23 protein-coding genes are annotated in these 26526 nt (G+C 71.1%); 9 read left to right on the top strand and 14 right to left on the bottom strand.

The annotated features are described in order from the left end of the window. Positions 1-30: 30 nt before the first annotated feature. Positions 31-645, bottom strand: coding sequence for a TetR/AcrR family transcriptional regulator (locus DK412_RS21870; RefSeq protein ID WP_109973680.1), 615 nt, complete (start codon positions 643-645; stop codon positions 31-33). Positions 646-733: 88 nt separating this feature from the next. Between DK412_RS21870 and DK412_RS21865 the strand changes: the two genes are divergently transcribed. After that, positions 734-1987 carry an efflux RND transporter periplasmic adaptor subunit gene (locus tag DK412_RS21865; RefSeq protein ID WP_109973679.1) on the top strand — a complete coding sequence of 418 codons (1254 nt, stop codon included), beginning with the start codon at positions 734-736 and terminating at the stop codon, positions 1985-1987. A gap of 530 nt (positions 1988-2517) precedes the next feature. Continuing rightward, positions 2518-5709 (top strand): multidrug efflux RND transporter permease subunit, encoded by a 3192-nt coding sequence (locus DK412_RS21860; protein ID WP_109973678.1) that lies wholly within the window; start codon positions 2518-2520, stop codon positions 5707-5709. 220 nt (positions 5710-5929) lie between these two features. Here DK412_RS21860 and DK412_RS21855 read toward each other — a convergent pair whose 3' ends face one another. From DK412_RS21855 to lptB, 5 genes are all read right to left on the bottom strand, one after another. Further along, positions 5930-6247, bottom strand: a complete 318-nt coding sequence (locus tag DK412_RS21855; RefSeq protein WP_109973677.1) for a hypothetical protein — start codon at positions 6245-6247, stop codon at positions 5930-5932. Positions 6248-6249: 2 nt separating this feature from the next. Then, a complete protein-coding gene (gene ptsN, locus DK412_RS21850; protein WP_048451812.1) occupies positions 6250-6714 on the bottom strand; it encodes a PTS IIA-like nitrogen regulatory protein PtsN in 465 nt (154 codons plus the stop codon). 91 nt (positions 6715-6805) lie between these two features. Further along, positions 6806-7423 (bottom strand): ribosome-associated translation inhibitor RaiA, encoded by a 618-nt coding sequence (raiA, locus tag DK412_RS21845; protein ID WP_109973676.1) that lies wholly within the window; start codon positions 7421-7423, stop codon positions 6806-6808. Positions 7424-7567: 144 nt separating this feature from the next. Continuing rightward, positions 7568-9121, bottom strand: a complete 1554-nt coding sequence (gene rpoN, locus DK412_RS21840; protein WP_109973675.1) for an RNA polymerase factor sigma-54 — start codon at positions 9119-9121, stop codon at positions 7568-7570. Between the two features lie 633 nt (positions 9122-9754). After that, a complete protein-coding gene (lptB, locus tag DK412_RS21835) occupies positions 9755-10585 on the bottom strand; it encodes an LPS export ABC transporter ATP-binding protein (protein ID WP_109973674.1) in 831 nt (276 codons plus the stop codon). Positions 10586-10849: 264 nt separating this feature from the next. Here lptB and DK412_RS21830 point away from each other — a divergent pair, with 264 nt between their 5' ends. Beyond that, positions 10850-12094 carry an amidase gene (locus DK412_RS21830; protein ID WP_109973673.1) on the top strand — a complete coding sequence of 415 codons (1245 nt, stop codon included), beginning with the start codon at positions 10850-10852 and terminating at the stop codon, positions 12092-12094. A 154-nt stretch (positions 12095-12248) separates the two neighbouring features. On the opposite strand, the gene DK412_RS21825 is transcribed toward DK412_RS21830, so the two are convergent. The 5 genes from DK412_RS21825 to DK412_RS21805 all read right to left on the bottom strand — a co-directional run bounded on the left by DK412_RS21825 (position 12249) and on the right by DK412_RS21805 (position 18929). Beyond that, positions 12249-14966 (bottom strand): EAL domain-containing protein, encoded by a 2718-nt coding sequence (locus DK412_RS21825; RefSeq protein WP_245447169.1) that lies wholly within the window; start codon positions 14964-14966, stop codon positions 12249-12251. Positions 14967-15453: 487 nt separating this feature from the next. Then, positions 15454-16740, bottom strand: a complete 1287-nt coding sequence (locus DK412_RS21820; protein WP_109973672.1) for an FAD-binding oxidoreductase — start codon at positions 16738-16740, stop codon at positions 15454-15456. Positions 16741-16750: 10 nt separating this feature from the next. Further along, positions 16751-17482: an amino acid ABC transporter ATP-binding protein gene (locus DK412_RS21815; RefSeq protein WP_109973671.1), complete on the bottom strand. Its 732-nt coding sequence runs from the start codon at positions 17480-17482 to the stop codon at positions 16751-16753. Continuing rightward, positions 17479-18132, bottom strand: a complete 654-nt coding sequence (locus DK412_RS21810) for an amino acid ABC transporter permease (RefSeq protein ID WP_109973670.1) — start codon at positions 18130-18132, stop codon at positions 17479-17481. The genes DK412_RS21815 and DK412_RS21810 overlap by 4 nt, the downstream gene beginning before the upstream one ends. Before the next feature lie 17 nt (positions 18133-18149). Then, positions 18150-18929 (bottom strand): ABC transporter substrate-binding protein, encoded by a 780-nt coding sequence (locus DK412_RS21805; protein ID WP_109973669.1) that lies wholly within the window; start codon positions 18927-18929, stop codon positions 18150-18152. A 172-nt stretch (positions 18930-19101) separates the two neighbouring features. Between DK412_RS21805 and DK412_RS21800 the strand changes: the two genes are divergently transcribed. After that, a complete protein-coding gene (locus DK412_RS21800) occupies positions 19102-19668 on the top strand; it encodes a cupin domain-containing protein (RefSeq protein WP_348629341.1) in 567 nt (188 codons plus the stop codon). Between the two features lie 103 nt (positions 19669-19771). Next, positions 19772-20539 carry an EAL domain-containing protein gene (locus DK412_RS21795; protein WP_109973668.1) on the top strand — a complete coding sequence of 256 codons (768 nt, stop codon included), beginning with the start codon at positions 19772-19774 and terminating at the stop codon, positions 20537-20539. Between the two features lie 34 nt (positions 20540-20573). Here the strand turns inward: DK412_RS21795 and DK412_RS21790 are convergent, their stop codons facing one another. Together DK412_RS21790 and ftsE are read right to left on the bottom strand one after the other, a co-directional pair. Beyond that, positions 20574-21533 carry an ABC transporter permease gene (locus tag DK412_RS21790; RefSeq protein ID WP_109973667.1) on the bottom strand — a complete coding sequence of 320 codons (960 nt, stop codon included), beginning with the start codon at positions 21531-21533 and terminating at the stop codon, positions 20574-20576. Between the two features lie 18 nt (positions 21534-21551). Then, positions 21552-22271 (bottom strand): cell division ATP-binding protein FtsE, encoded by a 720-nt coding sequence (gene ftsE / locus DK412_RS21785; protein WP_093570244.1) that lies wholly within the window; start codon positions 22269-22271, stop codon positions 21552-21554. A gap of 206 nt (positions 22272-22477) precedes the next feature. Here ftsE and DK412_RS21780 point away from each other — a divergent pair, with 206 nt between their 5' ends. The 3 genes from DK412_RS21780 (at position 22478) to DK412_RS21770 (ending at position 24370) form a co-directional block, all read left to right on the top strand. After that, positions 22478-23197, top strand: a complete 720-nt coding sequence (locus DK412_RS21780) for a DUF3426 domain-containing protein (RefSeq protein ID WP_109973666.1) — start codon at positions 22478-22480, stop codon at positions 23195-23197. A gap of 19 nt (positions 23198-23216) precedes the next feature. Further along, positions 23217-23780, top strand: a complete 564-nt coding sequence (gene hpt / locus DK412_RS21775; protein WP_109973665.1) for a hypoxanthine phosphoribosyltransferase — start codon at positions 23217-23219, stop codon at positions 23778-23780. Positions 23781-23989: 209 nt separating this feature from the next. Next, complete coding sequence (locus DK412_RS21770) at positions 23990-24370, top strand: response regulator (RefSeq protein ID WP_109973664.1); 381 nt, start codon at positions 23990-23992, stop codon at positions 24368-24370. 6 nt (positions 24371-24376) lie between these two features. On the opposite strand, the gene DK412_RS21765 is transcribed toward DK412_RS21770, so the two are convergent. After that, on the bottom strand, positions 24377-25276 hold the full coding sequence (locus DK412_RS21765) for a LysR family transcriptional regulator (RefSeq protein WP_109973663.1): 900 nt from the start codon (positions 25274-25276) through the stop codon (positions 24377-24379). A gap of 110 nt (positions 25277-25386) precedes the next feature. On the opposite strand from DK412_RS21765, the gene DK412_RS21760 reads away from it, so the two are divergent. Next, positions 25387-26364 (top strand): quinone oxidoreductase, encoded by a 978-nt coding sequence (locus DK412_RS21760; RefSeq protein WP_109973662.1) that lies wholly within the window; start codon positions 25387-25389, stop codon positions 26362-26364. Positions 26365-26526: the final 162 nt, after the last annotated feature.

The raw sequence follows: 26526 nt of genomic DNA, 5'->3' as shown, positions 1-26526 counted from the left end.
CGGAACGCCGACGCGCCGGGCATCCCCTCGTCAGCGCTGTTCTCGCGCCGCCGCAGGGCTCGGCGGGAACGCGCCGAGCGACACACGCGCCACCTCCCGCAGCGCCTCCCGGTCCGCCCCCGAGGAAGCCAGCACCCCCATCCCCGAGGCGACCGTCGACAGGAAGCGGGCGAGCGCGGCCGGGTCGCTGCCCTGGGGAAGATCCCCCTCCTCCCTCGCCCGCACGAAGCGATCGCGCAGTTCGGTTTCGCCCTGGGCGCGGCGGGCGGCGAGCTCGAACGGGATGTTTTCGGAACCCGCGCCGCAGGCCAGTCCCCCCTGGACCAGCAGACAGCCGGGCGGGTTCGCCGGGTCGGTATGGCTCTCAGCGATGCTCGACAGGAAGCGCTCGGCGACGTCGCGGGCGGTGGCGCCGTCGAGCACGTAGCGCATGTGCTCGGACCGCCGCTCGGCGTAGCGGTCGAGGGCAGCCTTCAAGAGGCCCTCCTTGCTGCCGAAGGCGGCGTAGAGGCTCGGCGGCTTGATGCCCATCGCCTTCGTGAGCATCGCCAGCGTCGCCCCGTCGTAGCCGTGGCGCCAGAACACCTCCATCGCCTCGTCGAGGGCCTTCTCCGTGCAGAAGGCCCGGGGCCGCCCCATCACCATTGTCCGCTGGCTCCAACTTTTGTATCGAGTGGTAGATAAGTCTCTTGACGGCCGGCGTCCATGCCGACATGTGTAACGCACCTTACAGATGTCGGAGCCGGTCGTGAATCCCGATCCTGCTATCGTCCCTTCGAGAAAGACCCCGCGCCTCGCCGCGGCCGGCCTCGCCCTCGCGCTTCTCGCAGGGGCATCCTACCATTTCGCACCCCTGTCGCGCCTCTCGGGCAATCAGGCCATCGCTGCGACCCCGCCGGTCGAGCAGGCGGTCCCGGTGCCGGTCGCCGCCGTCGAACCGCGCGACGTGGTGCTGTTCGATGAATTCTCGGGCCGCCTCGAGGCGGTCGAGCGCGTCGACGTGCGGGCCCGGGTGGGCGGCGCGGTCGCGGCGACGCACTTTTCCGAGGGCGACCTCGTCCGCGCCGGCGACCTCCTGGTGACGATCGACCCCGCGCCCTACGCGGCCGAGGTGCAGCGCCTGGAGGCGCAGGTCGCCGTCGCCGAGGCGCGGCTGGCGCTGACGGCGAGCGACTACGAGCGCGGGCAGCGCCTGTCGGACCAGCGCATCGTCACCGCGCGCGACCTCGACGTGCGGGCGAACGCCTTCAAGGAGGCGAAGGCCAATCTCGACGCCGCGAAGGCGACGCTGGCCTCCGCCCGGCTCAACCTCGACTACACGCAGGTGCGGGCGGCGGTGGGCGGCCGGGTCGGGCGCCGGGAGATCACCCCGGGCAACCTCGTGGCGACGGGGGCGGGTGCGGCGGTGCTCACCACCCTGGTCTCGGTCGACCCGATCTACGCGAGCTTCGACGCCGACGAGACGGTGGTGCTGAAGGCGCTTAGCGCCATCGCCGATCCGTCCGGCCGGCGCGGCAGGCTCGACCGCATCCCGGTCGAGATGGCGACCGCCGACGGCGAGCGCGCGAAGGGGCACCTCCAGTTCATCGACAACAAGGTCGATGCCCGAAGCGGCACGGTGCGGGTGCGCGCCACCTTCGCCAATGGCGACGGGCACCTGATCCCCGGACAGTTCGCCCGGATGCGCCTCGGCCAGGCGGCGCCCGAGCGGCTGCTCCTCGTCGACGAGCGGGCGGTCGGCACCGACCAGGACAAGCGCTTCGTGCTGGTGGTCGGGGCCGACAACCGGGCCGAGTTCCGGGCCGTCACCCTTGGCCGGTCGGTCGAGGGCCTGCGGATCGTCACCGCCGGCCTGTCGGGCGGCGAACGGATCGTCGTCAACGGCTTGCAGCGGGTGCGCCCGGGCAGCCTCGTCAGCCCGTCCCCGGTGACGATGGGGGCACGGCCGATGCAGGAGCCGGGGACGGGGAAGCTGGCGCAGCGGTGAGGGGTGGCTTCGGCTGACCTGAAGACCTCCATCGTCATTCCGGGGCCGCGCAGCGGAGCCCGGAATCCAGAACCGCAGGTGCTCGTCCAGATGCTCTGGCGGTCCCTCGCTCCATTCTCCTCCACCTGAGTGTCTGGATCCCGGGCTCCGCTGCGCGGCCCCGGGATGACGCGGAGGGTTTCAGGGCTGTCGAGCAGAGCGGAGCCAGATCCGAAATACACGTTTCCACTATCGCACGCGCTCAAAGATAAATCACCGTTCCCCTCTCCCGTGTGGGAGAGGGGCCAGGGGTGAAGGTGCTACGCTGCCGAGTAGAACTCGGATCGTTCCGGTCCCAGCACCCCGATCAGTGCTTGATCCTGAACCGTCACACCCTCACCCCTACCCCTCTCCCACACCTTGCAGCGATACCGGGCAAGGATCTCTGGCAAGCCCGGCATCGCCTGGAGAGGGGATCCCGCGACTCCCCTTCATCCTGACGCATGAGGCGGCTGCCGCCTCCAGGATCCCTCGCGCCCCCGGAGGGCGGCATGAACCTCTCCAAGTTCTTCATCGACCGCCCGATCTTCGCGGGCGTGCTCTCGGTGCTCATCTTCATCGGCGGGCTTTTGTCGCTGTTCGCGATGCCGATCTCCGAGTACCCGGACGTGGTGCCGCCTTCCGTGGTGGTGCGGGCGACCTTCCCGGGGGCCAACCCCAAGGTCATCGCCGAGACCGTGGCGACGCCGATCGAGGAGCAGATCAACGGCGTCGAGGGCATGCTCTACATGTCGAGCCAGGCGACGACGGACGGCATCATGACGCTGACCGTCACGTTCCGCCTCGGCACCGATCCCGACAAGGCGCAGCAGCTGGTGCAGAACCGGGTCTCGCAGGCCGAGCCGCGGCTGCCGGCGATCGTGCGCCAGCTCGGCATCGTCACGGTGAAGTCCTCGCCCGACCTGACGATGGTGGTCCACCTCGTCTCGCCGAACGGTCGGTACGACATGACGTACCTGCGCAACTACGCGGTGCTCAACATCAAGGACCGGCTCGCCCGCCTCGACGGCGTCGGCCAGGTGCAGCTCTTCGGCTCGGGCGATTACGCGATGCGGATCTGGCTCGACCCGCAGAAGGTCGCCGAGCACGGCCTGTCGGCCGGCGACGTGGTCCGCGAGATCCAGGCCCAGAACGTCGAGGCCGCGGCCGGCGTCATCGGCGCGTCGCCGGCCGTGCCCGGCCTCGACCTCCAGCTCTCGCTCAACGCCGAGGGGCGGCTGACCAGCGAGGAGCAGTTCGGCGACATCGTGGTCAAGACCGGCGAGAATGGCGAGATCACGCGCCTGCGCGACATCGCCCGGATCGAGCTCGGCGCTTCGGACTACGCGCTGCGCTCGCTCCTCGACAACAAGTCGGCGGTGGCGATCCCGATCTCGCAGTCACCCGGCTCGAACGCGATCCAGATCTCCGACGAGGTCCGCCGGACCATGGCGGAGATCAAGAAGACCATGCCCGAGGGGATCGACTACCAGATCGTCTACGATCCCACCCAGTTCGTGCGCGCCTCGATCGAGGCGGTGATCCACACCCTGCTCGAGGCGGTGGCCCTCGTCGTCCTGGTGGTGATCCTCTTCCTCCAGACCTGGCGGGCCTCGATCATCCCGCTGCTCGCCGTGCCGGTCTCGATCGTCGGCACCTTCGCGGTGATGCACGCCTTCGGCTTCTCGATCAACGCGCTCAGCCTGTTCGGCCTCGTGCTCGCCATCGGCATCGTCGTCGACGACGCGATCGTCGTGGTGGAGAACGTCGAGCGCAACATCGAGGCCGGCCTGTCGCCGCGCGACGCCAGCTACCAGGCGATGCGCGAGGTCTCGGGGCCGATCATCGCCATCGCGCTGGTGCTGGTGGCGGTGTTCGTGCCGCTCGCCTTCATCAGCGGCCTGACGGGGCAGTTCTACAAGCAGTTCGCGCTGACCATCGCGATCTCGACCGTGATCTCGGCGATCAACTCGCTGACCCTGTCCCCCGCCCTCTCGGCCCTGCTGCTGAAGGATCATCACGCGCCGAAGGACCAGCTCACGCGGGTCCTCGACACCCTGCTCGGCTGGTTCTTCCGCCGCTTCAACCGCGCCTTCGGTCGGGCCTCGGACGGCTACGGACGCGGCGTCGGCGGCGTCATCTCGCGTAAAGGCGCGATGATGGTGATCTACCTCGTCCTCGTCGGCGTGACCGTGGGGCTGTTCCGCCAGATCCCCGGCGGCTTCGTGCCGGGCCAGGACAAGCAGTACCTCGTCGGCTTCGCGCAGCTCCCCGACGGCGCGACCCTCGACCGGACCGAGGAGGTGATCCGCCGTATGAGCGAGATCGCCCTCAAGGAGCCCGGCGTCGAGAGCGCGGTCGCCTTCCCGGGGCTGTCGATCAACGGCTTCACCAACTCCTCGAATTCGGGGATCGTGTTCTCGACCCTCAAGCCCTTCGAGGAGCGGAAAGGGCCGGGCTTGAGCGGCGCCGCCATCGCGATGTCGCTGAACAAGAAGTACGCCTCCATCCCCGAGGCGTTCATCGCGATGTTCCCGCCGCCGCCGGTCAACGGCCTCGGCACGATCGGCGGGTTCAAGCTCCAGATCGAGGACCGGGCCGGCCTCGGCTACGAGGCGCTGAACGAGGCCACGAAGGCCTTCCTCGCGAAGGCCGCGCAGGCGCCCGAGCTCGCCGGGTTGTTCTCCAGCTTCCAGATGAACGTGCCGCAGCTCTTCGCGGATATCGACCGGACCAAGGCGCGCCAGCTCAAGATCCCGGTCACCGACGTATTCGACACGCTGCAGATCTATCTCGGATCGCTCTACGTCAACGACTTCAACCGCTTCGGCCGCACCTACTCGGTCAGGGTCCAGGCCGACGCCCCGTTCCGTGCCCATTCCGACGATGTGGGCCTGCTCAAGGTGCGGGCGGGCTCCGGCGAGATGGTGCCGCTCTCGACCCTCCTGCGCGTGCGCCAGACCGCCGGCCCCGAGCGGGCGATGCGCTACAACGGCTTCCTCTCCGCCGACATCAACGCGGGTGCCGCTCCCGGCTTCTCGTCCGGCCAGGCGCAGGAGGCCGCCGCCCGCATCGCCGCCGAGACCCTGCCGCGGGGCTTTTCCTTCGAGTGGACCGATCTCACCTACCAGGAGTTCATCGCCGGGAATTCGGGCGTGTGGGTGTTTCCGCTGGCGCTGCTCCTCGTCTTCCTGGTTCTGGCGGCGCAGTACGAGAGCCTCGCTTTGCCGCTGGCGATCCTCTTGATCGTGCCGATGGGCCTGCTCGCGGCAATGACCGGGGTCTGGCTGTCGTCGGGCGACAACAACGTCTTCACGCAGATCGGCCTCATCGTGCTGGTCGGGTTGTCGGCCAAGAACGCGATCCTGATCGTCGAATTCGCCCGGGAGCTGGAATTCGCCGGCCGGACGCCGGTCCAGGCGGCGATCGAGGCGAGCCGCCTGCGGCTGCGCCCGATCCTGATGACCTCGATGGCCTTCATCATGGGCGTGCTGCCCCTCGTCACCGCCACGGGCGCCGGCTCGGAGATGCGCCGCGCCATGGGCGTGGCGGTCTTTTCCGGCATGATCGGCGTGACGGCCTTCGGGCTGTTCCTCACCCCGGTCTTCTACGTGCTGCTGCGGCGGCTTACCGGCAACCGCCCGCTGAAGCAGCATGGCGGGCACGAAGCGGTGGTGGAGGAGCGCGTCGTCGAGGTGGCGTGAGGAGCTACTCCCGTCGGTGGCGCCGATCCTCCAGTGTGAGGAGCGGCGCCACAACACGAGACGCTGCCGGTTTGCTCCTGCAAAATTGACACCCTCCGCGTCATTCCGGGGCCGCGCAGCGGAGCCCGGAATGACGCGGAGGGTGAGAAAAAGGTCGGGCGTCAACCCTGCCAGGCTCCGAGGCAGAGCCTTGAAGCCGCAAGATGGTCCTGAAGCCCGCCTACCGCCCCTTGCAGCGGCTCCGCAGCAGCTCCGAAAACTCCTTCTCGGAGCCCTGCACCTGGGCCAGGCGCTCGCTGCGCTCCGCGCCCGAGAGGCAGCGGCCGTAGACGGTGGCGGCACGGCGCATCGTGTCGACGTGCTGGCGCCAGCCGCGGCAGCGGTCGGCCTCGCCGTCGCCGACGGTCTCCAGGCGCTCGATCGCCATCTTCTGCGAGGATTGCGCCACCAGGAGATCGCGGGCGCAGGTGCCGTCGGTGGCGCGCGCGCCGCTGGAGGCGACGACGAGGACCGTCGCCGCGCAGAGAACGATCCGCATCGTCACGCCGCCTGCGCGGGGGACTGGGTCAGGAGGGCGTAGAGCGCGTCGGCGTCGCGGGCGGCGCGGATGCGGTCGATGATGCCGGGCTCGCGCAGCACCCGGGCGACCCGGGCGAGCGCCTTCAGGTGATCGGCGCCGGCGCCCTCGGGGGCGAGCAGCAGGAAGGCGATGTCGACCGGCTGGCCGTCCAGGGCCTCGAAATCGACCGGGCGCTCGAGGCGGGCCATCAGGCCGAACAGCGTGTCGAGCCCCGGCAGCTTGCCGTGCGGGATCGCCACGCCCTCGCCGATGCCGGTCGAGCCGAGGCGTTCGCGCTGGAGCAGCGTCTCGAAGATCTCGCGCTCGTCCAGGCCCGGCAGGTGGCGGGCCGCCTGGGCGGCCAGCTCCTGCAGAACCTGCTTCTTCCCCTGCGCACGCAGCGCCGGGAGGACCGCCTCCGGCTTCAGGAATTCCAGCAATGGCATCGAGACCGCTGCCTCATCGGCGGGGAGCGCGACAGGCGCCCCGCACTTGTTCCAGGACCGGAGGCCTTCCGCGACAGGGGGTTAGCCCTGCTCACGGAGTGCCGCGTTCCGGCGGATCGATCCACCCGATCGCGCCGTCGCCCCGACGATATACGACGTTGACCCGCTCGGTTCCAGCGTGAACGAAGACGAGAACGGGGACACCGGTGAGATCGAGCTCCACGACCGCCTCGCTCACCGTGCGCCGGTGCAGGGTGCGGGTGCTCTCGGCGATGATCGGCGGGTGCTCGCCGGTATCCTCCTCGGGCGATTCCATGACCGAGTAGGCCGCCTCCATCACGGCGGTGTCGTCGCTCCGCAGGGCCCCGTTTCCGAGGACACCGTCCACCGCCGCGCCCTTGGCGTGGCCGTTCGGATGGGCCTTGAGGCGGTGCTTGTAGCGGCGCAGGCGCTTCTCGATCCGCTCGGCGGTCTGGTCGAAGCTCGCATTCGCGTCGTGGGCGGCGCCCGAGGCCTCCAGGGTGATGCCCGAGGGCAGGTGCAGCACGCAGTCGGTGCGATAGGCGCTGCCGTCCCGGCCGACCGTCACGTGACCGTGATAGGCACCGTCGAAGTACTTGGCGAGGGCGGCAGAGATCCGCTCCTCCACCCGGGTTCTCAGGGCCTCCCCGAGATCCACGCCGCGACCCGACACGCGCAACGCTGCCATCAGCTCCCTCCGGTCTCGTTGTTCGTCGACCCTGGCTCCGGGGACGTCTCCGGCGCGAGGGCCAGCCCTCAAGAGCTAAGAACGCCCGGACGCGAAGTCAACGAAGCCGGCTCAGTTGCGTCAGAGGAGGAGTGGCCGCTGCGTTCAGCGCGCCGGCATCGCCGCGCGCTCGCGCCGGCGCTCGATCGAGGACGGGATGCGCAGGGATTCCCGGTACTTCGCCACGGTGCGGCGGGCGATGTCGACGCCCTCGCCGCGCAGGCGCTGCACCAGGGCGTCGTCCGACAGGACGTCGTCGGCGGTCTCGCCGTCGATGAGCTGCTTGATGCGGTGGCGCACGGCTTCCGAGGAATGGGCGGCCGCGCCCGCCGCCCCGGGAATCGCCGCGGTGAAGAAGTACTTCATCTCGAAGGTGCCGCGACTGGTGCCGATCGACTTGTTCGAGGTCACCCGCGAGACGGTGGATTCGTGCATGCCGATGGCGTCGGCGACGGTCTTCAGGTTGAGCGGCCGCAGGTGGGCGACGCCGTTGACGAAGAACCCGTCCTGCTGGCGCACGATCTCGCTCGCCACCTTCAGGATGGTGCGGGCGCGCTGCTCCAGGCTGCGGGTGAGCCAGTTGGCGGTCTGCAGGCATTCCGACAGGAAGGCCTTGTCGGTGTCGGTCGCCGCCCCGCGCGAGACGGTGGCGTAGTAGCTCTGGTTGACCAGGACCCGGGGGAGCGCCTCGCTGTTGAGCTCGACGAGCCAGGAGCCGTCCGGGGCCGGGCGCACGAACACGTCCGGCACCAGCACCTCGACCGGGCCGGCGCCGAAGGCGCGGCCGGGCTTGGGGTCGAGGCGGCGCAGCTCCGACAGCATGTCGGCGAGGTCCTCCTCGTCGACCCCGCACAGGCGGCGCAAACCGGAGAAGTCGCGCTTGGCGACGAGGTCGAGGCGCGAGACCAGCGCCTGCATCGCCGGATCGAACCGGTCCTGCTCGCGCAGCTGGATCGCCAGGCACTCGGCGAGGTCGCGGGCGCCGACGCCGGACGGGTCGAAGCCCTGGACGAGGCCCAGCACCCGCTCGACGACCGGAAGACCGACGCCGAGGCGCTCGGCGAGGGCGGAGAGATCCTCGCGCAGGTAGCCGGCCTCGTCGATGGCATCGACCAGGAAGCCGCCGACCAGGCGCTCGACCGGATCGCGGGTGGCGATGTCGAGCTGGGCCGAGAGGTGGTCGTGCAGCGAGGATTCGGCGGTCAGCGTCGCCTCGAAATCCGGCGCCTCGCCGTCGAAGCTGCCGCCGCTGCCGCTCCAGGGCGCCGGGGTGAGAGACAGGCCCTCCCCGCCCGCCGCCGGCGCCTCGCGGCCGACCGGGCCGTCATCCGGAAACACGTTGTCGAGGCGGGTGCCGAGGTCGCCCTCGATCTCGCTGCGGCTCGGGTTGAGGTCGTGGGCGAGCCAGGGCTCGGCCCCGCCCTCGCTGTCGAACCCGTCGCCGTCGCCACCCGAGTCGGACGCCTCGCCGCGGGAGTCGCCCGGCTCCGGCGCCTCGATCTCGGCCCGCTCCAGGAGCGGGTTGCGCTCCAGCTCCGCATCGACGTAGGCCGCGAGGTCGAGGTGGGACAGTTGCAGAAGCTTGATCGCCTGCAGGAGTTGCGGCGTCATCACCAGGGCCTGGCCCTGGCGCATCTCGAGCCGTTGCAGCAATCCCATCAGCCAGCCCCGCCATGCGACGCCCCGGCTTCGACCGGGGTCGGCACAAGTCTTGCTTCAGACATCTGACAGCAGCTTTAAACCGAAGCGTGTCACGCGTCAAAGCGATCGTGAGGGCGTGGCCGGCTGCGCGCGAGGGTGGCGCAGGGCAGGGCCGTGCGCCAGTGGAAAAGAGCGTTACCACTCAAGAGGGGGCGGATCGACGCAAGGTCACTTGAATCTGCAATTTTCGGACAAGTGAAGATCGCGAAAAGCCTTAAATCCACCAGTCCGCAATCGCCTAGAATGCATCCGATCTCAGCGTGACACGGCACACGATGTGGAAGGACTTCATGCTGCCGAACGGTCTTTCATAAGCCACTCCCCTTTCCCGGACGACTGAGCGTCAGCGGAAGGAGATCCGGGAACCAGCACAGGAAGTGCCGCGAAGCGGCTCTGCTTGTTGCAACGTCGCAAACATACGGTCGCTTCGCGAGTTCTTGTACTGGATCCCGGATCTCCTTCCACTTCGTTTCAGTCGTGCAGGCCCGTTCCGGGCCCGGAAAGGGGGAGCGCCATGATCGACGCACGAGATTCTCGATTTCGCAGCATTTTATCCCCTGGAGCGGCATCCGCTTCGTCGGAGAAAATATCCTACAGCCGGAAATCCTCACCCAGGTACAGCCGCCGCACGTCCTCGTTCGCCACGATCTCGTCGGGCGTGCCCTCGGTGAGGATGCGGCCGGAATGGACGATGTAGGCCCGGTCGATCAGGCCGAGCGTCTCGCGCACGTTGTGGTCGGTGATGAGCACGCCGATGCCGCGGCCCTTGAGGTGCATCACCAGTTCCTGGATGTCGCCGACCGCGATCGGGTCGATGCCCGCGAAGGGCTCGTCGAGCAGCATGAAGGAGGGCGAGGAGGCGAGCGCCCGGGCGATCTCGCAGCGCCGCCGCTCGCCGCCCGAGAGCGCGATCGAGGGCGACTTGCGCAGGCGGGTGATGTTGAACTCCTCGAGGAGCGAATCGAGCTTGCGCTCGCGGGCCTTGCGGTCGGGCTCGACCACCTCGAGCACCGCCCGGATGTTGTCCTCGACGTTGAGGCCGCGGAAGATCGAGGCCTCCTGCGGCAGGTAGCCGATGCCGAGGCGCGCCCGCTGGTACATCGGCAGCCGGGTGATCTCCTGGCCGTCGAGGCTGATCGTGCCGCGATCGGCCGAGACCAGGCCGGTGATCATGTAGAAGATCGTCGTCTTGCCGGCGCCGTTGGGGCCGAGCAGGCCGACCGCCTCGCCGTTGCGCACGGTCAGGCCGGCATCGTGCACGACGGTGCGGGCGCCGTAGCTCTTCTTGAGCCCGGCCACCGCCAGGATGCCGGGCCCGCCGAACCCGTCGGCGGCGCCGTCCTGCTCCACCGCCAGGGCGTCGGCCCTGCGCCCACGGCCGAACAGGCGCCCGAGGCGCGAGACGGCCCGGGGGGCGGGCATGGCAGGCGTCCGGGTTGCTTGAGCTTGCAGGGGCAGGGCGGAGGGAAAGGTCACGGGCTCACTCGCGAAGGATGCCGGGTTCCCGGCGCCCCGCCGCGTCGGCCTGATCCGCCCCAGGCGGCCGTGCGGCGGGTGAACGGCGCCGGTTTAGCCGAAGCCGGGCCCCGGCCGCAACGCGCGCGAGATCCACTTCGTGTCCTGGAACACACCGCCACAATGCGCTTACAAAGTCGTTCATCCGACTCCTCCCGCCCGGACGGCCCGATGCTCTCGCTCCTCGACCTCTGCGCCCGAATCGATGCCGGCCGGCTGACGCCCGAGGGGGCGGTCGGCCTCGTGCGCGAGGCGATCGCCGCCCGCGAGCCGGAGATCGGCGCCCTGGTCTGCGTCGATCCCGCCCCCGCCGTCGCGGCGAAGGGCCCGCTCGCCGGCATCGCGGTCGGGATCAAGGACATCATCGACACCGCCGACCTGCCGACCACCATGGGTTCCCCGATCTACGGGAATTGGCGCCCGCGCGCCGACGCGCCGGTGGTGGCGCGGCTGAAGACCCTCGGCGCGGTGCCGCTGGCCAAGACCACCACCACGCCCTTCGCCTTCCTCGATCCCACCGCGACCCGCAACCCGCACAATCCCGGGCACACCCCCGGCGGCTCCTCGGCGGGGTCGGCCGCCGCGGTGGCGGCCGGGATGCTGCCGCTGGCGCTCGGCACCCAGACCGGCGGCTCGATCATCCGCCCGGCGGCGTTCTGCGGCGTCGTCGGGGTCAAGCCGTCGTTCCGGCTGCTGCCGACGGTGGGAGTGAAGTGCTACTCCTGGGCCCTCGACACGCTCGGCCTGTTCGCGGCGGGCGTCGCCGACGCCGCCCACGCGCTCGCGCTGCTCGCCGACCGGCCGGCCATCGCGCGCACCGGCGACGTCGGCCCGCCCCGGATCGGGATCCTGCGCCAGGACTTCTGCGCCGCCCCCGAGCCGGAGGCGGAGGCGGCGCTGGCCCGGGCGGCGCGCGCGGCCGAGGGGGCCGGCGCGACGATCCGCGACCTCGTCCTGCCGGCTCCGTTCGGCGAGGCCTTCGCGGCGCACGGGACGATCCAGGACTACGAGGCGCGCCAGGCGCTCGCCTGGGAATACGCCGCCCACCGCGACGCCCTGCCGCCGCGCCTGCGCGCCGCCCTCGACGCGGCGCAAGCCATCGAGACCGCTGCCTACGATGCCGCCCGCCGCACCGCCCACCACGCCCGCCGCGGCCTGAAGGACGTTTTTTCCGAGAACGGCTTCGACGTGCTCCTGACCTACGCGGCGCCAGGCTCCGCGCCGGCCGGCCTCGACCAGACGGGCGATTCGCGCTTCAACCGGCTCTGGACCCTGATGGGCGTGCCCTGCGTCACCCTGCCGGTCGACCGGACCTCCGCCGGCCTACCGGTCGGGGTGCAGGTGATCGCCCGGTTCGGCGACGACGGACGGGCGCTCGCGGCGGCGGGGCTGATCGAGCGGGCATTGCGGGGGTAGAAGAAGCGCGACCAACGCAGAAGGCGAATTGCCTGCGAATCATGGTCTCCCGCTCGCGGTCCCGCCTCACAGGGTCATCCCGGGGCCGCGCAGCGGAGGTTCTCAAAGCTGCCGGCGGGAGACGCCGAACGGGTCGGGTCACGAGCGGGTCGGTTCACGCCGCCGCCGACACCCCGCCGCCGGCCGCCCCTGCCCCCGGCAGCGCCCCCACGGGGCAGGGCCGGCCGAACAGGTAGCCCTGCAACTCGTCGCAACCCGCCTCGCGCAGGATCGCCGCCTGCGCCTCGGTCTCGACGCCCTCGGCCAGCACGATCATGCCGAGGGCCTTGCCGAGGCCGACGGTGGCGCGGACGATCTCGACGCTGCCGGTCTCCTCGCCCGCCTCCTGCCCGAGGCCCTGCACGAAGCAGCGGTCGATCTTGATCTTGTCGAAGGGGAAGCGGCGCAGATAGCTCAGGCTGGAATAGCCGGTGCCGAAATCGTCCATCGCCGTGCCGACCCCGAGCGCCCGCAGGCGGTGCAGGATGGCGAGCGTGGCCTCGTCGTCCTGCAGCAGCACCGATTCGGTGATCTCGAGCTCGAGCCGCCCCGGCGGCAGGCCGGTAGCCTTGAGCGCGGCGGTCACCTCCTCGACGAGGCCGTCGCCGACGAACTGCGCCGGGGAGAGGTTCACCGCCACCTTGACCTCCGCCGGCCAGGACGCGGCGTCGGCGCAGGCCTGGGCGAGCGCCCAGGCGCCGAGGCGGCGGATCTGCCCGGTCGCCTCGGCGATCGGGATGAACTCGCCCGGGCTGACGAACCCCTCGCGCGGGTGGCGCCAGCGCAGGAGCGCCTCGCGGGCGCGCAGGGCCGACCCCTCGGCGGCGACGATCGGCTGGTAGTGGAGGTCGAGCTGCCCCTCGGCGAGGGCGACGCGCAGGTCCGTGCCGAGCTGGCGGCGGCGCTGCAGGTCGGCATCCATCGCCGGGTCGAAGGAGCGCCAGCCGTTCCGCCCGGAGGCCTTCGCCTGGTAGAGGGCGACGTCGGCCCGGCGCAGGAGCTCGGCGGTGGTGAGGCCGGGCTCGTCCGTCATCGCGAGGCCGATCGAGGTGCCGATGCCGACCTCGTGGCCCTGGACCTCGAAGGGTCGGCGCAGCAGCTGCACGATCCGCTCGGCGAGCGCCGCCACGCCGGCCGGGTGCGAGGGCGCGCAGCGGATCACCGCGAACTCGTCGCCGCCCAGGCGCCCGACGAGCGCCGTGGCGCCGACCGCCTCCTGGAGCCGCTGCGCCACGAGACGCAGGAGCTCGTCGCCGACCGGGTGGCCGTGGGTGTCGTTGACCTCCTTGAAGCCGTCGAGGTCGAGGCAGAGCACGCTCACCGCCTGGTCGCCGGTTCGCGCCGCCAGCGCCGCGTCGAGGCGTTCCTGCATCTGGGCACGGTTCGGCAGCCCGGTCAGGGCGTCGTGGCCGGCGAGGTGGGCGATGCGGGCCTCGTTGCGGCGGCGCTCCGTCACGTCCTCGTGGGTACAGATCCAGCCGCCGCCCGGGATCGGCACGTGCACGACCGCGATGGCCCGCCCGTCGGCGAGGTCCCAGGTGAAGCTCGCCGGCGTGCCCCCCGAGGCGATGCGGGCACAGGATTCGACCAGCGGGATTGCCAGCCGCCCGGCCGCACCGAGATGTCCGAGCAACGCGGAGAGCGGCACGCCCGGCCGGCGCAAGGCCTCCGGCACGGCGTGCATCTGGGCGTAGCGCGCGTTCATCACGATCAGCCGGTCGTCGCGGTCGAACAGGCACAGGCCCTGGGTCATGTGGTCGAGGGCGATGCCGAACTGGGCGTGCTGGGTGCTGAGCTCCCGCTCGGCCTGCGCGCGCATCTCGGCGGCGGCGCGGGCGGCCTCGGCCTGCACCAGCTGCGCCTGCGCCCGCGCCTGGCGGAAGGCGAGGAGCACCAGCCCGCCCAGGCCGAGATCGAGCAGCAGCGCGGCCGCGCCGACGAGCCAGGCCTGCCGGCGCCACCCGGCGAGGCTCGCCTCCGCCGTGCGGCTGACGCTCAGGAGCATCGGGTAGCGCACCAGCGTCCGGCTGGCGATGATGCGGTCGCGCCCGTCGATCGGGCTGGTGGTGCGGATCACGCCGCTGGCCAGTTTCTTGAGCGCGACGCCGGATGCCCCGACCTTCGCGAAGACCTGCCCGACGCTGCCGTCGTGCTGGGGATGGCGCACCAGGAGCGTCCCGTCGTCGCGGAACACCGCGATCACGTCGTTCGGCGTCGGGGCGATCGTCCGGTAGAGCCGCTCGAAATAGCCGAGCTCGACCGCGCCGAGCACCAGGCCGAGGAAGGCCCCGTCCGGGGCGCGGACCTTGCGGGCGATGTAGATCGTCCACACCCCGTCGCCGCGGTTCAGCAGCGGCCGGCTGATGAAGCGGTCGAGGGCGGGATCGGCCGCCAGGGCCTTGAAGTAGTCCCGGTCGGCGATGTTGACCTTCGGGATGGGCCAGTAGCGGCTGAAGTTCAGGAGGTTGCCGCGGCGGTCGATCACCGTGACGGCGTTCACCTGCGGCAGGGCGGCGATGCGGGTCTTGAGAGCCTCGTGCAGCGCCTCGCGGCCCGCGAAGGCGGCGTAGGCCTCCTCGCTCGCCACCTGCGCGGTCCGGGCCTCGGCGATCACCGTCTCCTGGACCAGCTCGATCGATTGCAGCGCCCGGTCGGCCTGGTCGGCGAGGATCGTGGAGAGGCCGACGAGGCTGCGCTCGGTCTCCGCGACCGCGTGCTCGTGCAGGTTGCGGACCAGCAGCCCCGCCGCGGCGGCGATCAGCGCCGCCAGCAGGCCGGCGGAGGCCGCCACCATCCGGAAGGAGCGGCGGCGCGGGGCCCCGGTGGGCCGCAAGATCGGGATCGTCGGGTCCACAGCTCTCGTCTGGTCGAAGCGAACGCGTAGAGGCGACGTGTATGCGCCCGGGGGCTTAAGGAGCGATGAAGCCGCGGGCCGAAAACGGACTTCGCCGAGAGAGAGGTCGAGTATAGGGCCCGACTTCGATTTCAAGGGTGTGGGAATCGTTTCACTTCGAACGCACCCGGACGGCGGCGAGCGGGATGCGACGCGCGTCCCCGTACAAGGGATTACAACGCGGCAGCCCCGATGCGGCGACCTTACGTGCCGTCGGGCGACGGCGGACATCATTCCCCTGAATACCGGACAATATTCCAGCGCCGGGACATCGCTTCCGCTGCGTTCCGGTCCAACCGCAACCGCGGTGCGGGACGTCGATGCGGCCCACGAGGCGTTCGGCATCGCGCCGCAACGGCTCTCGACTTCCCGCGCCGGCTTGCCGCCCCACTTTGCCGCCCCGACGTGCTGTTCCGATGGGCCGCCGCTACAATCCGCCGTCGCGGAACCGGTACCAGGCGACCACCGCCGAAGCGTAGAGCCGGTGCAGGCGGTGCAGCGGCAGCGGCGTGATCGGCGTGGGAGCGAGGGGAAGCGCGTCGGCGTCGCCCCGGGCGAGATAGGCGGCGATCGCCTGGCCCATGCGGGTCTGGAGGCCGACGCCCCGGCCCTGGCAGCCGATATCGATGAGGAGGCCGGGCTCAGGCGTGTGCAGGTGGGGCAGGTAGTCCCGGGTGACCGCGACCCGGCCGCACCAGCGGTGGTCGAAGCCGATCCCGGCGAGTTGCGGAAACAGCTTCGGGACGATCCGCTCCAGATGCGCCCAGTCGCCCTGGCCCCGCGGCTCGCGGAACGGCCCGCGCCCGCCGAGCAGCAGCCGGCCGGTATGGTCGAGGCGGAAATAGAGCAGGAGCTTGCGGGTGTCGGAGGAGACCTGGCCCTCCGGCAGCACGCTGCGGCGCAGGTTGTCGGAGAGCGGGGTGGTCGCGACCTGGAACGAGTTCGCCGCGATGATCGTCTGGCGTAAGGACGGCCACAGGTCGCCCGAATAGCCGTTGGTGCAGAGCACCACCCGCTCCGTGGTCAGGCTCGGGCCGGCCTTCGTCCGCACCGTCCAGGTCGCGCCCTGCCGCGACAGCCCGGTGACGGGGGTGTCGGTGTGGATCCGGGCGCCGGCCGCCAGCGCGGCGCGGGCGAGGCCGCGGGCGTAGGAGAGCGGCTGCACCGCGCCGCCGCGCCCGTCGAGCCAGCCGCCGCGGTAGCGCTCCGAGCCGATCAGCCGGTCGGTCTCGGCCTTGTCGAGGAGGCGCGCCGGGGCGCCGCGCCGCGCCCATTGCTCGGCCCGGCGCTCGGCCTGGACCAGCCCCTCGTCGGTATGCGCGCCCTGGATCCAGCCGGTGCGGGTGTGGGGCACCTCCATCCGGTGCTTCGCGATGAGGTCGAACACCGCGTCGGCGGTGCCGGCCCCGAAGGCGGCGAGGCGCTCGCCGCGCTCAGGCCCGAACAGCTGCACCAGCTCGTCGGGATCGTGCTTGAGACCCGGGATCACCTGGCCGCCGTTGCGGCCCGAGCCGCCGAAGCCGATCTCGCGCGCCTCCAGCACCACGGGCTTGAGGCCGGCTTCCGCGAGGTGGAGTGCCGTCGACAGGCCACAGAAGCCGCCGCCGATCACCACCACGTCGGCCCGGCCGGATTCGGCGAGCGGGGTCGTCGCGGGCGGGGGCGCGGCGGTGGTGGCCCAGAGGGCGGGCCCGAGGGGGAAGGGTTCTGTCATGGGACACTCGTCACAGCGGGTTCAGCACCCGCCTCAAAAAGTCCTGGGTGCGGGGCTGCTGCGGGCGGCCGAGCACCTCGCGGGCCGGGCCCTCCTCGACGATCACGCCGCCGTCGAGGAAGAGCACCCGGTCGGCGACCTCACGGGCGAAGCTCATCTCGTGGGTGACGACCACCATGGTCATCCCCTCTTCGGCGAGCCCGCGCATGACGCCCAGAACCTCGCCGACGAGCTCCGGGTCGAGGGCCGAGGTCGGCTCGTCGAACAGGATCGCGTCGGGCCGCATGGCGAGCGCCCGGGCGATGGCGACCCGCTGCTGCTGGCCGCCCGAGAGTTTTTGCGGGTGGGCCTCCTCCTTGCCCGACAACCCGACCCGGGCGAGCAGCGCCCGGCCGCGCTCGGTCGCCTCCTGGCGGTCCTCGCCCTTCACGTAGATCGGCCCCTCGACGACGTTCTCGAGCGCCGTGCGGTGGGGGAACAGGTTGAAGCGCTGAAAGACCATCGAGACCTGGACCCGCACGCCGCGGATCGAGCGGTGGCTGCGGTCGACCTGGCGGCCGTTCACGGTGATCGTCCCGGAATCGTAGGATTCGAGGCCGTTGATGCAGCGCAGCACCGTCGACTTGCCCGAGCCCGACGGCCCGATCACGCAGACCACCTCGCCCTTCGAGACACTGGCGGTGATGCCCTTCAGGACCTGCAGCGCCCCGAAGGACTTGCGGACGTCGTCGAGCACGATCATCGCCGACCGGCCTGCTTCTCGAAGTGGCGCACGATCAGGATCAGCGGCAGGCTCAAGGTCAGGTACATCAGTGCGACGAGGGTGAACACGCTGGTGTTCTTGAAGGTCGCCGAGGCGATGAGCTTGCCCTGGAGCGCCAGTTCCGCGACCGTGATGGTCGAGGCCTGCGAGGAATCCTTCAGCATCATGATCATCACGTTGCCGAAGGGCGGCAGCGCGGTGCGGAAGGCCTGCGGCAGCAGCACCCGCCGCATGGTCAGCCCCCAGCCCATGCCGATGGTCTGCGCCGCCTCGACCTGACCCTTGTCGATCGCCTCGATGGCGGCGCGGAAATTCTCGGCCTGGTAGGCCGAGTAGGCGAGCCCTAAGCCCAGCACGCCCGCCTGCACCGCCGAGAGCGACAGCCCGAAATCCGGCAGCACGAAGTAGATGTAGAACAGCTGCACGATGATCGGGATGCCCCGGATCACGTTGATGAAGGTCGCGGCGAAGAACGACAGGGCGCGTATCCCTGAGACCCGCATCATCGCCCAGACGAGGCCGAGCGCGGTCGAGACCACGAGCGAGCCGACCGTGATCAGGATCGTCAGCCACACGCCCTGGAGCAGGATCGGCACGAACTCGCGGGCGTCAGACAGGAAGCTGTCCATGGAACGGGGCGATCCGCTCAGGACGGGTTCACGGAGGGCTGCAGGCCCCACTTCTCCAGGATCCTGGCGAGTTCCCCGTTCTCCTTGATCTTGGCGAGCCCCGCGTTGATCTTCGCCAGCAGCGCGGTGTCGTCCTTGCGCACGCCGATGCCGACCGAGCCGACGACCACCGGCTTGTACGAGGCGACGAGGTGGGCGTTGGGGAAGTTGCCGCTCTTGAGGTTGTAGGCGATGATCGGCGAATCGGCGAAGATCGCCTTGACCCGGCCGGCATTGACGTCGCGCAGCATGTCCGGGAACGTGTCGTAGACTTTCACGTCGGCGAACTGGCCCGACTTCTTGAGCGCGTCGACGAAGGCGGTGCCCACCTGCGCGCCCACCGTCTCGCCCTTGAGGTCGGCGAAAGCCGTGTAGGCCTTGGTGTCGGCCTTCGGCACCACCATGCCCTCGCCGTAGGCGTAGACCGGACCGGAGAACGCGATCACCTCCTGGCGCGGCGGCGTGATGAACATCGCGGCCGAGATCGCGTCGATCTTCTTGGCGGTGAGCGCCGCGATCAGGGTCGAGAACTGGAACGGCTCGATCTGCACCGAGAAGCCGGCCTGCTTGCCGATGGCGGTGATCACGTCCACCATCACGCCCTGGATGGTGTTGGTCTTGGTGTCGAGGAAGGTGAAGGGGACGCCCGTCGGCGTCGAGCCGACCCGCACCGTCTCCTGCGCCAGGGCGGGACGGGCGAGGGCGCTCCCTGCGAGCAGAACCAGGGCCGCCCCTGCGGCCCGCATCAGACGCCTCATCCTCTTCTCCCCTGCCGGCTTCGTGCGGCTCTTCGGCGGTTCACCGCTCGAATTTCATTGACATGAACATCAGGCCATATTTCGCTGCCCCTCGCAATCGAATTTCATGCGCATGAAACAGGCGGCAGATCGACCACCAAACGAGCAGGGGAGCGGGCAAGCCGGCGGACCAGTGGCGGCCGATCTCGCGGTCGGGCAGCGGCTGCGCGCCTTGCGGCAGGCGCGCGGACTGTCGCTGAAGGCGGTGGCGGTGTCGACCGGGCTGTCGATCGGCTATCTCAGCCAGGTCGAGCGCGGCCTGTCCTCGCCGTCCTTGCGGGCGCTGACGCAGGTCGCCGACCTCCTCGGGGTCGGGATCGGTGCCCTGTTCGGCGGGCCCGACGGCGCCGCGGCCGACGGGATCGTCACCCGGGCCGGCGAGCGGGCGGCGCTCACGCTCTGGCGCGCCGGCATCACAAAGCAGCTGCTGACGCAGGGCGACGGGCGTTTGAGCCTGTTCCTGATGCAGCTCGCGCCGGCGGCCGGAACCGGCGACGAGGCCCTGGTCCATGACGGCGAGGAGGCCGGGCTGGTGATGGAGGGCGCCCTCGTCCTCACGGTGGAGGAGACGACGGCGGAGCTCGGGCCCGGCGACAGCTTCCGCTTCGCCAGCCGGCGCCCGCACCGCTACCGCAACCCGTCCCCCGACCGGATCGCCGTGGTGCTGTGGGTCAACGCCGTGCCGCAGGCGCGGGAATGATGACGATAGGAATATGAGCTTTTTCGCACGTCCGGAGCGCCGGTTTCATCTTGCGTGAAGATAACGGTGGGAGGGTATCGTCCGACGAAGCCGGACTGGTACCATGACCAAGAGCAGCGGGTGCGGGCAGTGCAGGAGCGGCGAGCCGCTGCCCTTCGCCTTCACGATGGCGTTCCACCCGATCGTCGACCTCGAGCGGGGCGCCGTCTGGGGCTACGAGGCCCTGGTGCGCGGCACCGAGGGGCAGGGTGCGGGCCACATCCTCGGCCAAGTCGACGACGGCAACCGCTACCGCTTCGACCAGGCCTGCCGCACCAAGGCGATCGAACTCGCCGGCGGGCTGTTTCCGGCCGGCGACCTGCGGCTGTCGATCAACTTCCTGCCGAACGCCGTCTACGAGCCGGCGGCCTGCATCCGGGCGACCCTGGAGGCGGCGCGGCGGATCGGATTCGCGCATCAGCGGATCATGTTCGAGTTCACCGAGAACGAGCGCATGACCGACGTCGCGCACGTCCAGCGCATCGTCACGGATTACCGTCAGCGCGGCTTCCTCACGGCGCTGGACGATTTCGGCGCCGGCTATGCGGGCCTCGGCCTGCTGGCGCGCTTCCAGCCCGACCTGATCAAGCTCGACATGGAGCTGATCCGCGGCATCGCCGGATCGCCGGCCCGGCAGGCGATCGTCTCCGGGGTGATCGGCATCGCCCGGGCCCTCGGCGTCGCGGTGATCGCCGAGGGGATCGAGACGCCCGAGGAACTCGCGGCGCTCCGCGAGGCCGGCATCACTCTGTTCCAGGGCTATCTCTTCGCCCGGCCGACGGTCGCGGCTTTGCCGGAGCTGAACCTGCCGGGGCTGCGGCAGGCGGCGTGACGCCCGGCGGGCCGCGCGGAACCGGCCGAGGCCGTCAATCCAGGAATCGCCGCACGGTGAGGCGCGAGACCACCGCGGTGACGACCGAGGCGATGACCCCGATCAGCACCACGCTGGCATAGCCGCGCCAGCCGATGGCGAAGCCGCCGAACAGGGCCTCGAGCTCGTCGCCGGCCGGCCCTGCGCGCCAGAACCGGGCGAGCGCGCCGCCGGCCCCGATCACCGCCAAGGCCGCCACCGCGCCGATCGCCCCGCCGCGCAACCCCAAGCGGAAGAAGCGGCGCTGGAACTCCCGGGCGATGAAGTCGGCGTCCGCCCCGACGAAGTGCAGCACCTCGACCACCTCGCGGTTGCCCGCCATCGCGCCGCGGGTCGCGAAGGTGACGGCGAGCCCGGTGGCGAGCAGCACCAGGGCCACGACCGCCACGCCGACGCCCACGACCGTGTTCGCCATGGTCGAGAGGCGCGAGAGCCACAGCGCGTGGTCGTCGAGGCTCGCCACCCCCGGCAGGGACTCGGCGAGGCGCTGGCGCAAGGCGCCGAGATCGGGGGTGCTCGACCCCAGCCGCACCGTGATGAGCCGCGGCACCGGCAGGTCGCCGAGATCGAGGCCGCTGCCGAGCCAGGGTTCGAGCAGGCGTTCGGATTCCGCCTTGGTGAAGGGCCGCGTCGAGGCGATGCCAGGGGTGTTGGCGGCGAGCGAGGCCGCCTTGGCGACGTCGGCATCGGTGTCGCGGCCCGGCCCCGGCCGGACCTGGATCGTCACCTCCTGCGCCACCGAGCCCTGCCACTGCGCCGCGCTCGAGGCGACGATCTCGGCGCCCCCGGCGCAGAGGGCGGCGAGGAAGGTCAGGATCGCGATCACCGCGGCGAGCGCCCGGCCGGCGCTGGTGTCGGTCGGCACCAGCGCCGCGTTGCGGCGCAGGGTCGGCGGCAGGTCGCCGCCGGGCGCTTCGCGCCGCGGCGGGCGCTCCAGGGTGGCTCCGTCAGACATGATGCGTCTCCCCGCGGCTCATCCCTCGATCCGCAGGCGGTTGTTGCCCAGGACGAACCGGCGTGCGTCGACGAGGTCCATCAGGGCGAAGTCGTGGGTGGCGATCAGCACCGAGGTGCCGAGGCGGTTGAGCTCGACGAACAGGCGCAGCAGGCGCCGGCCGAGCTGGGGGTCGACGTTGCCGGTCGGCTCGTCGGCGAGCAGCAGTTCCGGCCGGGCGATCAGCGCCCGGGCGATCGCCGCGCGCTGCTTCTCGCCGCCGGACAGGAGCGGCGGCAGCACGTGCATGCGCTCGCCGAGGCCCACCCAGCGCAGGAGCTCCACCACCTCGGCCCGGTAGCTCGTCTCGGCCCGGCCCTGGACGCGCAGGGGCAGGGCGACGTTCTCGTAGGTCGTCAGGTGGTCGAGCAGGCGGAAATCCTGGAACACCACGCCCATGCGCCGGCGCAGGGAGGTCAGCGCGCCGCTCGAGATGCCGCTCACCTCCTCGCCGAACACCGAGACGAGGCCCCGGCTCGGCCGCACCGAGAGCAGGATCAGCCGCAGCAGCGTCGTCTTGCCGGCGCCCGACGGGCCGGTGAGGAACTGGAACGAGTGCGGCGCGATGGTGAAGCTGATGTCGCTCAGGATCTCGGGGCCGACCCCGTAGCGCATGCCGACATTCTCGAACCGGACCACCGGCTCGTCCATCCCGCCGAGCAGGCTGCCTCCGGTCCCCCGGTCCTTCCTCGCGTCCATCCGGTCTCCCTGCGCGCCGGTCCCCATTTCCGACCGGTCCTCACGTCCCGCGTCGCTCGATATCCCGCGTCGCTTGCCCGGGCCCGCCCGGCGCGAGCGCCATTTCACCGCGAGCGCCCCGACGATCCGCGCCGCTTTACCACGCATTAAGGCTGTCGCGGGAGGAGTCGTGGTCCGGCCTCGGTGCCGCGCCCGACTGATTCGCCATGCTGATCGTCTGTCCCGCCTGCGCAAGCGAATATACGCTCGATCCCGAGCAGATCGGCCCGGCCGGGCGCACCGTGCGCTGCGCCGCCTGCCGCGAACCCTGGTTCGTCTCCGCCCCCGTCGCGGAGCCGGGGCCCGACCTCTCGCCCCCGGGCGAGGCGGTGTTCTCCGCCGCCGGGACCGCCGCGCCCCGCCGGGCCGGGACGCGGGCCGCGACGGCCGCCGCCGGACGGCCGTCGCGCCGGCGCCTCGCCGGGGCGGCGCTGGCGGCCGCAGGACTCGCCGCCTGCGTGCTCGCCCTGGTGCCGGCGGGCCGGGCCGGAATCGTGCGCGCCCTGCCCCAGACCGCTCGGCTCTATGCGGGGCTCGGCCTGCCGGTGAACCTGCGCGGCCTCGCCTTCCGGGACGTCGCCGCCTATCAGGTGCCGGACGCCTCCGGCAGCGGGCGCGTCGTGGTCGAGGGCGACCTGGTGAGCGCCGCGAAGGAGGCGGTGGCGGTGCCGCCGCTGCGCCTCGAACTGCGCGACGAGCACGGCCAGGTCGTCTACCGCTGGACCGCCCCGGCGCCGCGGGACCGGCTCGAACCCGAGGAGACCGCCCGCTTCCGGGCCGAGCTGCCGAACGCGCCGGCCAGGGGGCGCGACGTGCTGGTCCGCTTCGCCGCGGTTGACAGCGGGGATTCTGCCGTCAGCCTGAGGGCTCCGACGAACGTCCCGTGAACCGCAAAGACCGAGACCGATGAACCTGCCCCGCGTCCGCGTCCTGTTCGACGAATCCGCCATCGCGCAGCGCAACGAGGAGATCGCCCGCGCCATCGCGAGCCAGCCGCTGGAGAACCTCCTGGTGGTGGCGGTGCTCAAGGGCAGCTTCATGTTCGCCGCCGACCTGATCAGGGCGCTGCACCGGGCGGGTCTCGCGCCGCAGGTCGAGTTCATCCACCTGTCGAGCTACCGCGCCGCCACGGTGTCGTCCGGCCAGGTGGCGATCCTGCGCGACGTCGAGAGCGAGGTGCGCGGGCGCGACGTGCTGCTGATCGACGACATCCTCGAATCCGGCCGCACCCTCGTCTACGCCAAGGACCTCCTGATGGCCCGCGGCGCGCGCCGCGTGCTCACCACCGTGCTGCTCGAGAAGCCCGGCAAGCGCGCGGTGACGATGGATGCGGACTACGTCGGTTTCACCTGCCCGGACGTGTTCGTGGTCGGCTACGGGATGGACGTCGCCCACGCCTTCCGGCAGCTGCCCTATGTCGGCCTCGTCGATTACGGTGACGACGGGCCGGACCTGTTCGACAAGGGTTAGGGCTTCGGGGCGAGACGGCTCCGGCAACGGCGTCGGGGCCCGGAGCGGTGCGCGTTTGCAACGCCGGCGCGCCGCGCTCCGGAAAGCGGCACGAATTCGGAACCGTAGCTGCCGCAACGGCTTGACCCGGTGCCGCCGGCCCCGTCACACTCGCCGTGTCCGCGTGGTTTTTCGGCCCGGAGCGACGAGAGGACGAGAGACGAGAGGACATGGCGCGCATCCTGCTGGTCGACGACGAGGAACCGATCCGCGGCTTCCTGAAGCGCGGGCTGGAGATGGACGGCCACACGGTCGTGACCGCGGTCGACGGCAGCGACGGTCTCGACCGGCTGTCCGAGACCGCGTTCGACCTGATGCTGACCGACATCCGCATGCCCCTGATGGACGGCATCGCCCTGGCGCTCGCCGCCAAGCGCGACTATCCGGACCTGACGATCCTGCTGATGACGGGCTTCGCCGACCAGCGCGAGCGCGCCCGCGGCCTCGACGCGATCGTCGCCGACGTGCTGACCAAGCCCTTCACCCTCGCCGACATGCGCGCCACCGTGTCCCGCACCCTGCGCGGCGCCGGGGTGGTGGCGGCGCGCTGACACCCCTTATCCTGCGGAAGGCGGGCCGGCGAAGCGGGCGAGCGCGAAGTCGATGAAGGACCGCAGCTTCGGGGTGATCCGCCGGTCGGGCGCATAGAGCAGGTGCATCGGCCGGGAGACGGGTCGGTAATCCGCCAGCACCGGCACCAGATGGCCCGCCGCCACGGCGTCCCGCACCAGGGCGACCGGCTGCAGCAGCAGGCCGAGGCCGGCGAGCGCCGCGGTCAGGAGAGCCTGCCCGTTATTGACCAGGAGCCGGTACGACACCTCGACCGTCTCGGGGCCCTCCGGTCCGACGAAGCGCCACTGATCCCCCGTCGCCATGTAGGCGAAGCCGAGGCATTCGTGCTGCCGGAGGTCGGCCGGCGCGCGCGGCGCGCCCCGCGCCGCGAGGTAGGACGGGGCGGCGCAGAGGGCGAAGTCCATCGGGCGCAAGGGCCGGGCGATCAGGCCGTTCCCGGCCGGCGGACCGACGCGGAAGATCACCTCGTAGCCCTCCTCGATCAGGTCGGCCTTCCGGTCCGAGAGGGTCAGCTCGACGTCGACCTGCGGGTAGGCCGCGAGATAGGCGGGCAGCACCCGGGCGAGGTCGTAGGCCCCGAAGGTGACCGGGGCGTTCACGCGGATCTGGCCCCGCGGCACCGCCTGGCTGCGCGCCGCCACCGCCTCCGCCGCCTCGACCTCCGCCAGGATGACCCGCACCCGCTCGTAGAGGTCGCGCCCCGCCTCGGTCAGGCTCTGCCGGCGGGTCGTGCGGTGGATCAGCCGGACGCCGAGATGCTCCTCCAGCAGGCGCACCTGCTTGCCGACCGCCTGCGGCGAGAGCCCGAGCAGGTCGCCTGCGGCGGAGAAGGAGCCGGTCTCGACGGCTCGGGCGAAGGCCTCCATGCCCGAGAGGCGGTCCATCGATTGCAAACCCGCCGTTTCGAATTTCGAATGCGGGCCCGGATTTATCACGCCTCCCGGCGGGTTCATACCGGGACCACGAGCGGGGCGGATCAGAGGAGAGACCCGGCATGACGACCCAACGCCGCGTGGTGATCACCGAGTTCGGCCCGCCAGAGGTCATGACCCTGCAGAGCGGGGAGCTGGCCGCGCCCGGCACGGGCGAGGTGTGCCTGCGCCAGACCGCGATCGGCTTCAACTTCATCGACATCTACCAGCGTCGGGGCATCTACCCGCTCGACCGGCCGACCGGGCTCGGCTTCGAGGCGGCGGGCGTGGTCGAGGCGGTGGGCCCCGACGTGACGGACGTGAAGCCCGGCGACCGGGTCGCGTACATGAATGCCGGGGTCGGCGCCTATGCCGACCGGCGCAACGTGCCGGCGGGGAAGCTCGTGCGGCTGCCCGACGGCGTCAGCGACGAGACCGCCGCCGCCCTGCTGTTCAAGGGCATGACGGCGCAGTACCTGCTGCGCAAGACCCACGCGGTTCAGGCGGGCGACCTGCTGCTGGTCCATTCGGCCGCCGGCGGCGTCGGCCAGATCCTGACCCGCTGGGCCACGGCGCTCGGCGCCACGGTCATCGGCACCACCGGCTCCGCGGCCAAGCGCGACGCCGCGCTCGCCGCCGGCTGCAAGGCCGTGATCGACCTCGACGGCGACTGGCCCAGGGCCTTCCTGGAGGCGACCGGCGGCGCCAAGGCCCGTGTCGTCTACGACGCGGTCGGCAAGGACACCCTGCTGAAGTCGCTCGACTGCGCCGCCCCGTTCGGGCTCGTCGTCTCCTACGGCGCGGCGTCCGGGCCTGCTCCGGCGATCGACCCGGAGCTCCTGAACAAGAAGGGCTGCCTGTTCCTCACCCGCCCCTCGGTCTTCCCGCACAACGCCGACCCGGCCACCTTCCGGGCCAACGCCGCCGACCTGTTCGACGCGATCGGCCGCGGCCACGTCGCGGTCGATATCGGGGCCCGCTTCCCCCTCGACCGGGTGGTGGAGGCGCACGAGGCGGCGGAGGCCCGGACGGTGACCGGGGCGATCGTGCTGGTGCCGTGAGAAAACGTTCCGCGTCCAAGACGTCGAGAATGCCACTCATCCCACTCACGACCTCATCCTGAGGTGCCGCGTAGCGGCCTCGAAGGAGGGCTCCAGTTCTCTCAGAGCCTTCTGGAGGCCTCCTTCGAGGTCAGTCGATCCTCGATCGACTGACACCTCAGG

Origin of the sequence: Methylobacterium sp. 17Sr1-1 (assembly GCF_003173775.1) — a bacterium.
GTDB lineage: Bacteria > Pseudomonadota > Alphaproteobacteria > Rhizobiales > Beijerinckiaceae > Methylobacterium.
This window is presented reverse-complemented; position numbering and strand designations above follow the sequence as displayed.

Excerpts from the sequence above, each read along its gene's own strand:
- DK412_RS21870 (WP_109973680.1), bottom strand. The coding sequence starts at position 645 with ATGGTGATGGGGCGGCCCCGGGCCTTCTGCACGGAGAAGGCCCTCGAC.
- DK412_RS21865 (WP_109973679.1), top strand. The coding sequence starts at position 734 with ATGTCGGAGCCGGTCGTGAATCCCGATCCTGCTATCGTCCCTTCGAGA.
- DK412_RS21860 (WP_109973678.1), top strand. The coding sequence starts at position 2,518 with ATGAACCTCTCCAAGTTCTTCATCGACCGCCCGATCTTCGCGGGCGTG.
- DK412_RS21855 (WP_109973677.1), bottom strand. The coding sequence starts at position 6,247 with ATGCGGATCGTTCTCTGCGCGGCGACGGTCCTCGTCGTCGCCTCCAGC.
- ptsN (WP_048451812.1), bottom strand. The coding sequence starts at position 6,714 with ATGCCATTGCTGGAATTCCTGAAGCCGGAGGCGGTCCTCCCGGCGCTG.
- raiA (WP_109973676.1), bottom strand. The coding sequence starts at position 7,423 with ATGGCAGCGTTGCGCGTGTCGGGTCGCGGCGTGGATCTCGGGGAGGCC.
- rpoN (WP_109973675.1), bottom strand. The coding sequence starts at position 9,121 with ATGGGATTGCTGCAACGGCTCGAGATGCGCCAGGGCCAGGCCCTGGTG.
- lptB (WP_109973674.1), bottom strand. The coding sequence starts at position 10,585 with ATGCCCGCCCCCCGGGCCGTCTCGCGCCTCGGGCGCCTGTTCGGCCGT.
- DK412_RS21830 (WP_109973673.1), top strand. The coding sequence starts at position 10,850 with ATGCTCTCGCTCCTCGACCTCTGCGCCCGAATCGATGCCGGCCGGCTG.
- DK412_RS21820 (WP_109973672.1), bottom strand. The coding sequence starts at position 16,740 with ATGACAGAACCCTTCCCCCTCGGGCCCGCCCTCTGGGCCACCACCGCC.
- DK412_RS21815 (WP_109973671.1), bottom strand. The coding sequence starts at position 17,482 with ATGATCGTGCTCGACGACGTCCGCAAGTCCTTCGGGGCGCTGCAGGTC.
- DK412_RS21810 (WP_109973670.1), bottom strand. The coding sequence starts at position 18,132 with ATGGACAGCTTCCTGTCTGACGCCCGCGAGTTCGTGCCGATCCTGCTC.
- DK412_RS21805 (WP_109973669.1), bottom strand. The coding sequence starts at position 18,929 with ATGAGGCGTCTGATGCGGGCCGCAGGGGCGGCCCTGGTTCTGCTCGCA.
- DK412_RS21795 (WP_109973668.1), top strand. The coding sequence starts at position 19,772 with ATGACCAAGAGCAGCGGGTGCGGGCAGTGCAGGAGCGGCGAGCCGCTG.
- DK412_RS21790 (WP_109973667.1), bottom strand. The coding sequence starts at position 21,533 with ATGTCTGACGGAGCCACCCTGGAGCGCCCGCCGCGGCGCGAAGCGCCC.
- ftsE (WP_093570244.1), bottom strand. The coding sequence starts at position 22,271 with ATGGACGCGAGGAAGGACCGGGGGACCGGAGGCAGCCTGCTCGGCGGG.
- DK412_RS21780 (WP_109973666.1), top strand. The coding sequence starts at position 22,478 with ATGCTGATCGTCTGTCCCGCCTGCGCAAGCGAATATACGCTCGATCCC.
- hpt (WP_109973665.1), top strand. The coding sequence starts at position 23,217 with ATGAACCTGCCCCGCGTCCGCGTCCTGTTCGACGAATCCGCCATCGCG.
- DK412_RS21770 (WP_109973664.1), top strand. The coding sequence starts at position 23,990 with ATGGCGCGCATCCTGCTGGTCGACGACGAGGAACCGATCCGCGGCTTC.
- DK412_RS21765 (WP_109973663.1), bottom strand. The coding sequence starts at position 25,276 with ATGGACCGCCTCTCGGGCATGGAGGCCTTCGCCCGAGCCGTCGAGACC.
- DK412_RS21760 (WP_109973662.1), top strand. The coding sequence starts at position 25,387 with ATGACGACCCAACGCCGCGTGGTGATCACCGAGTTCGGCCCGCCAGAG.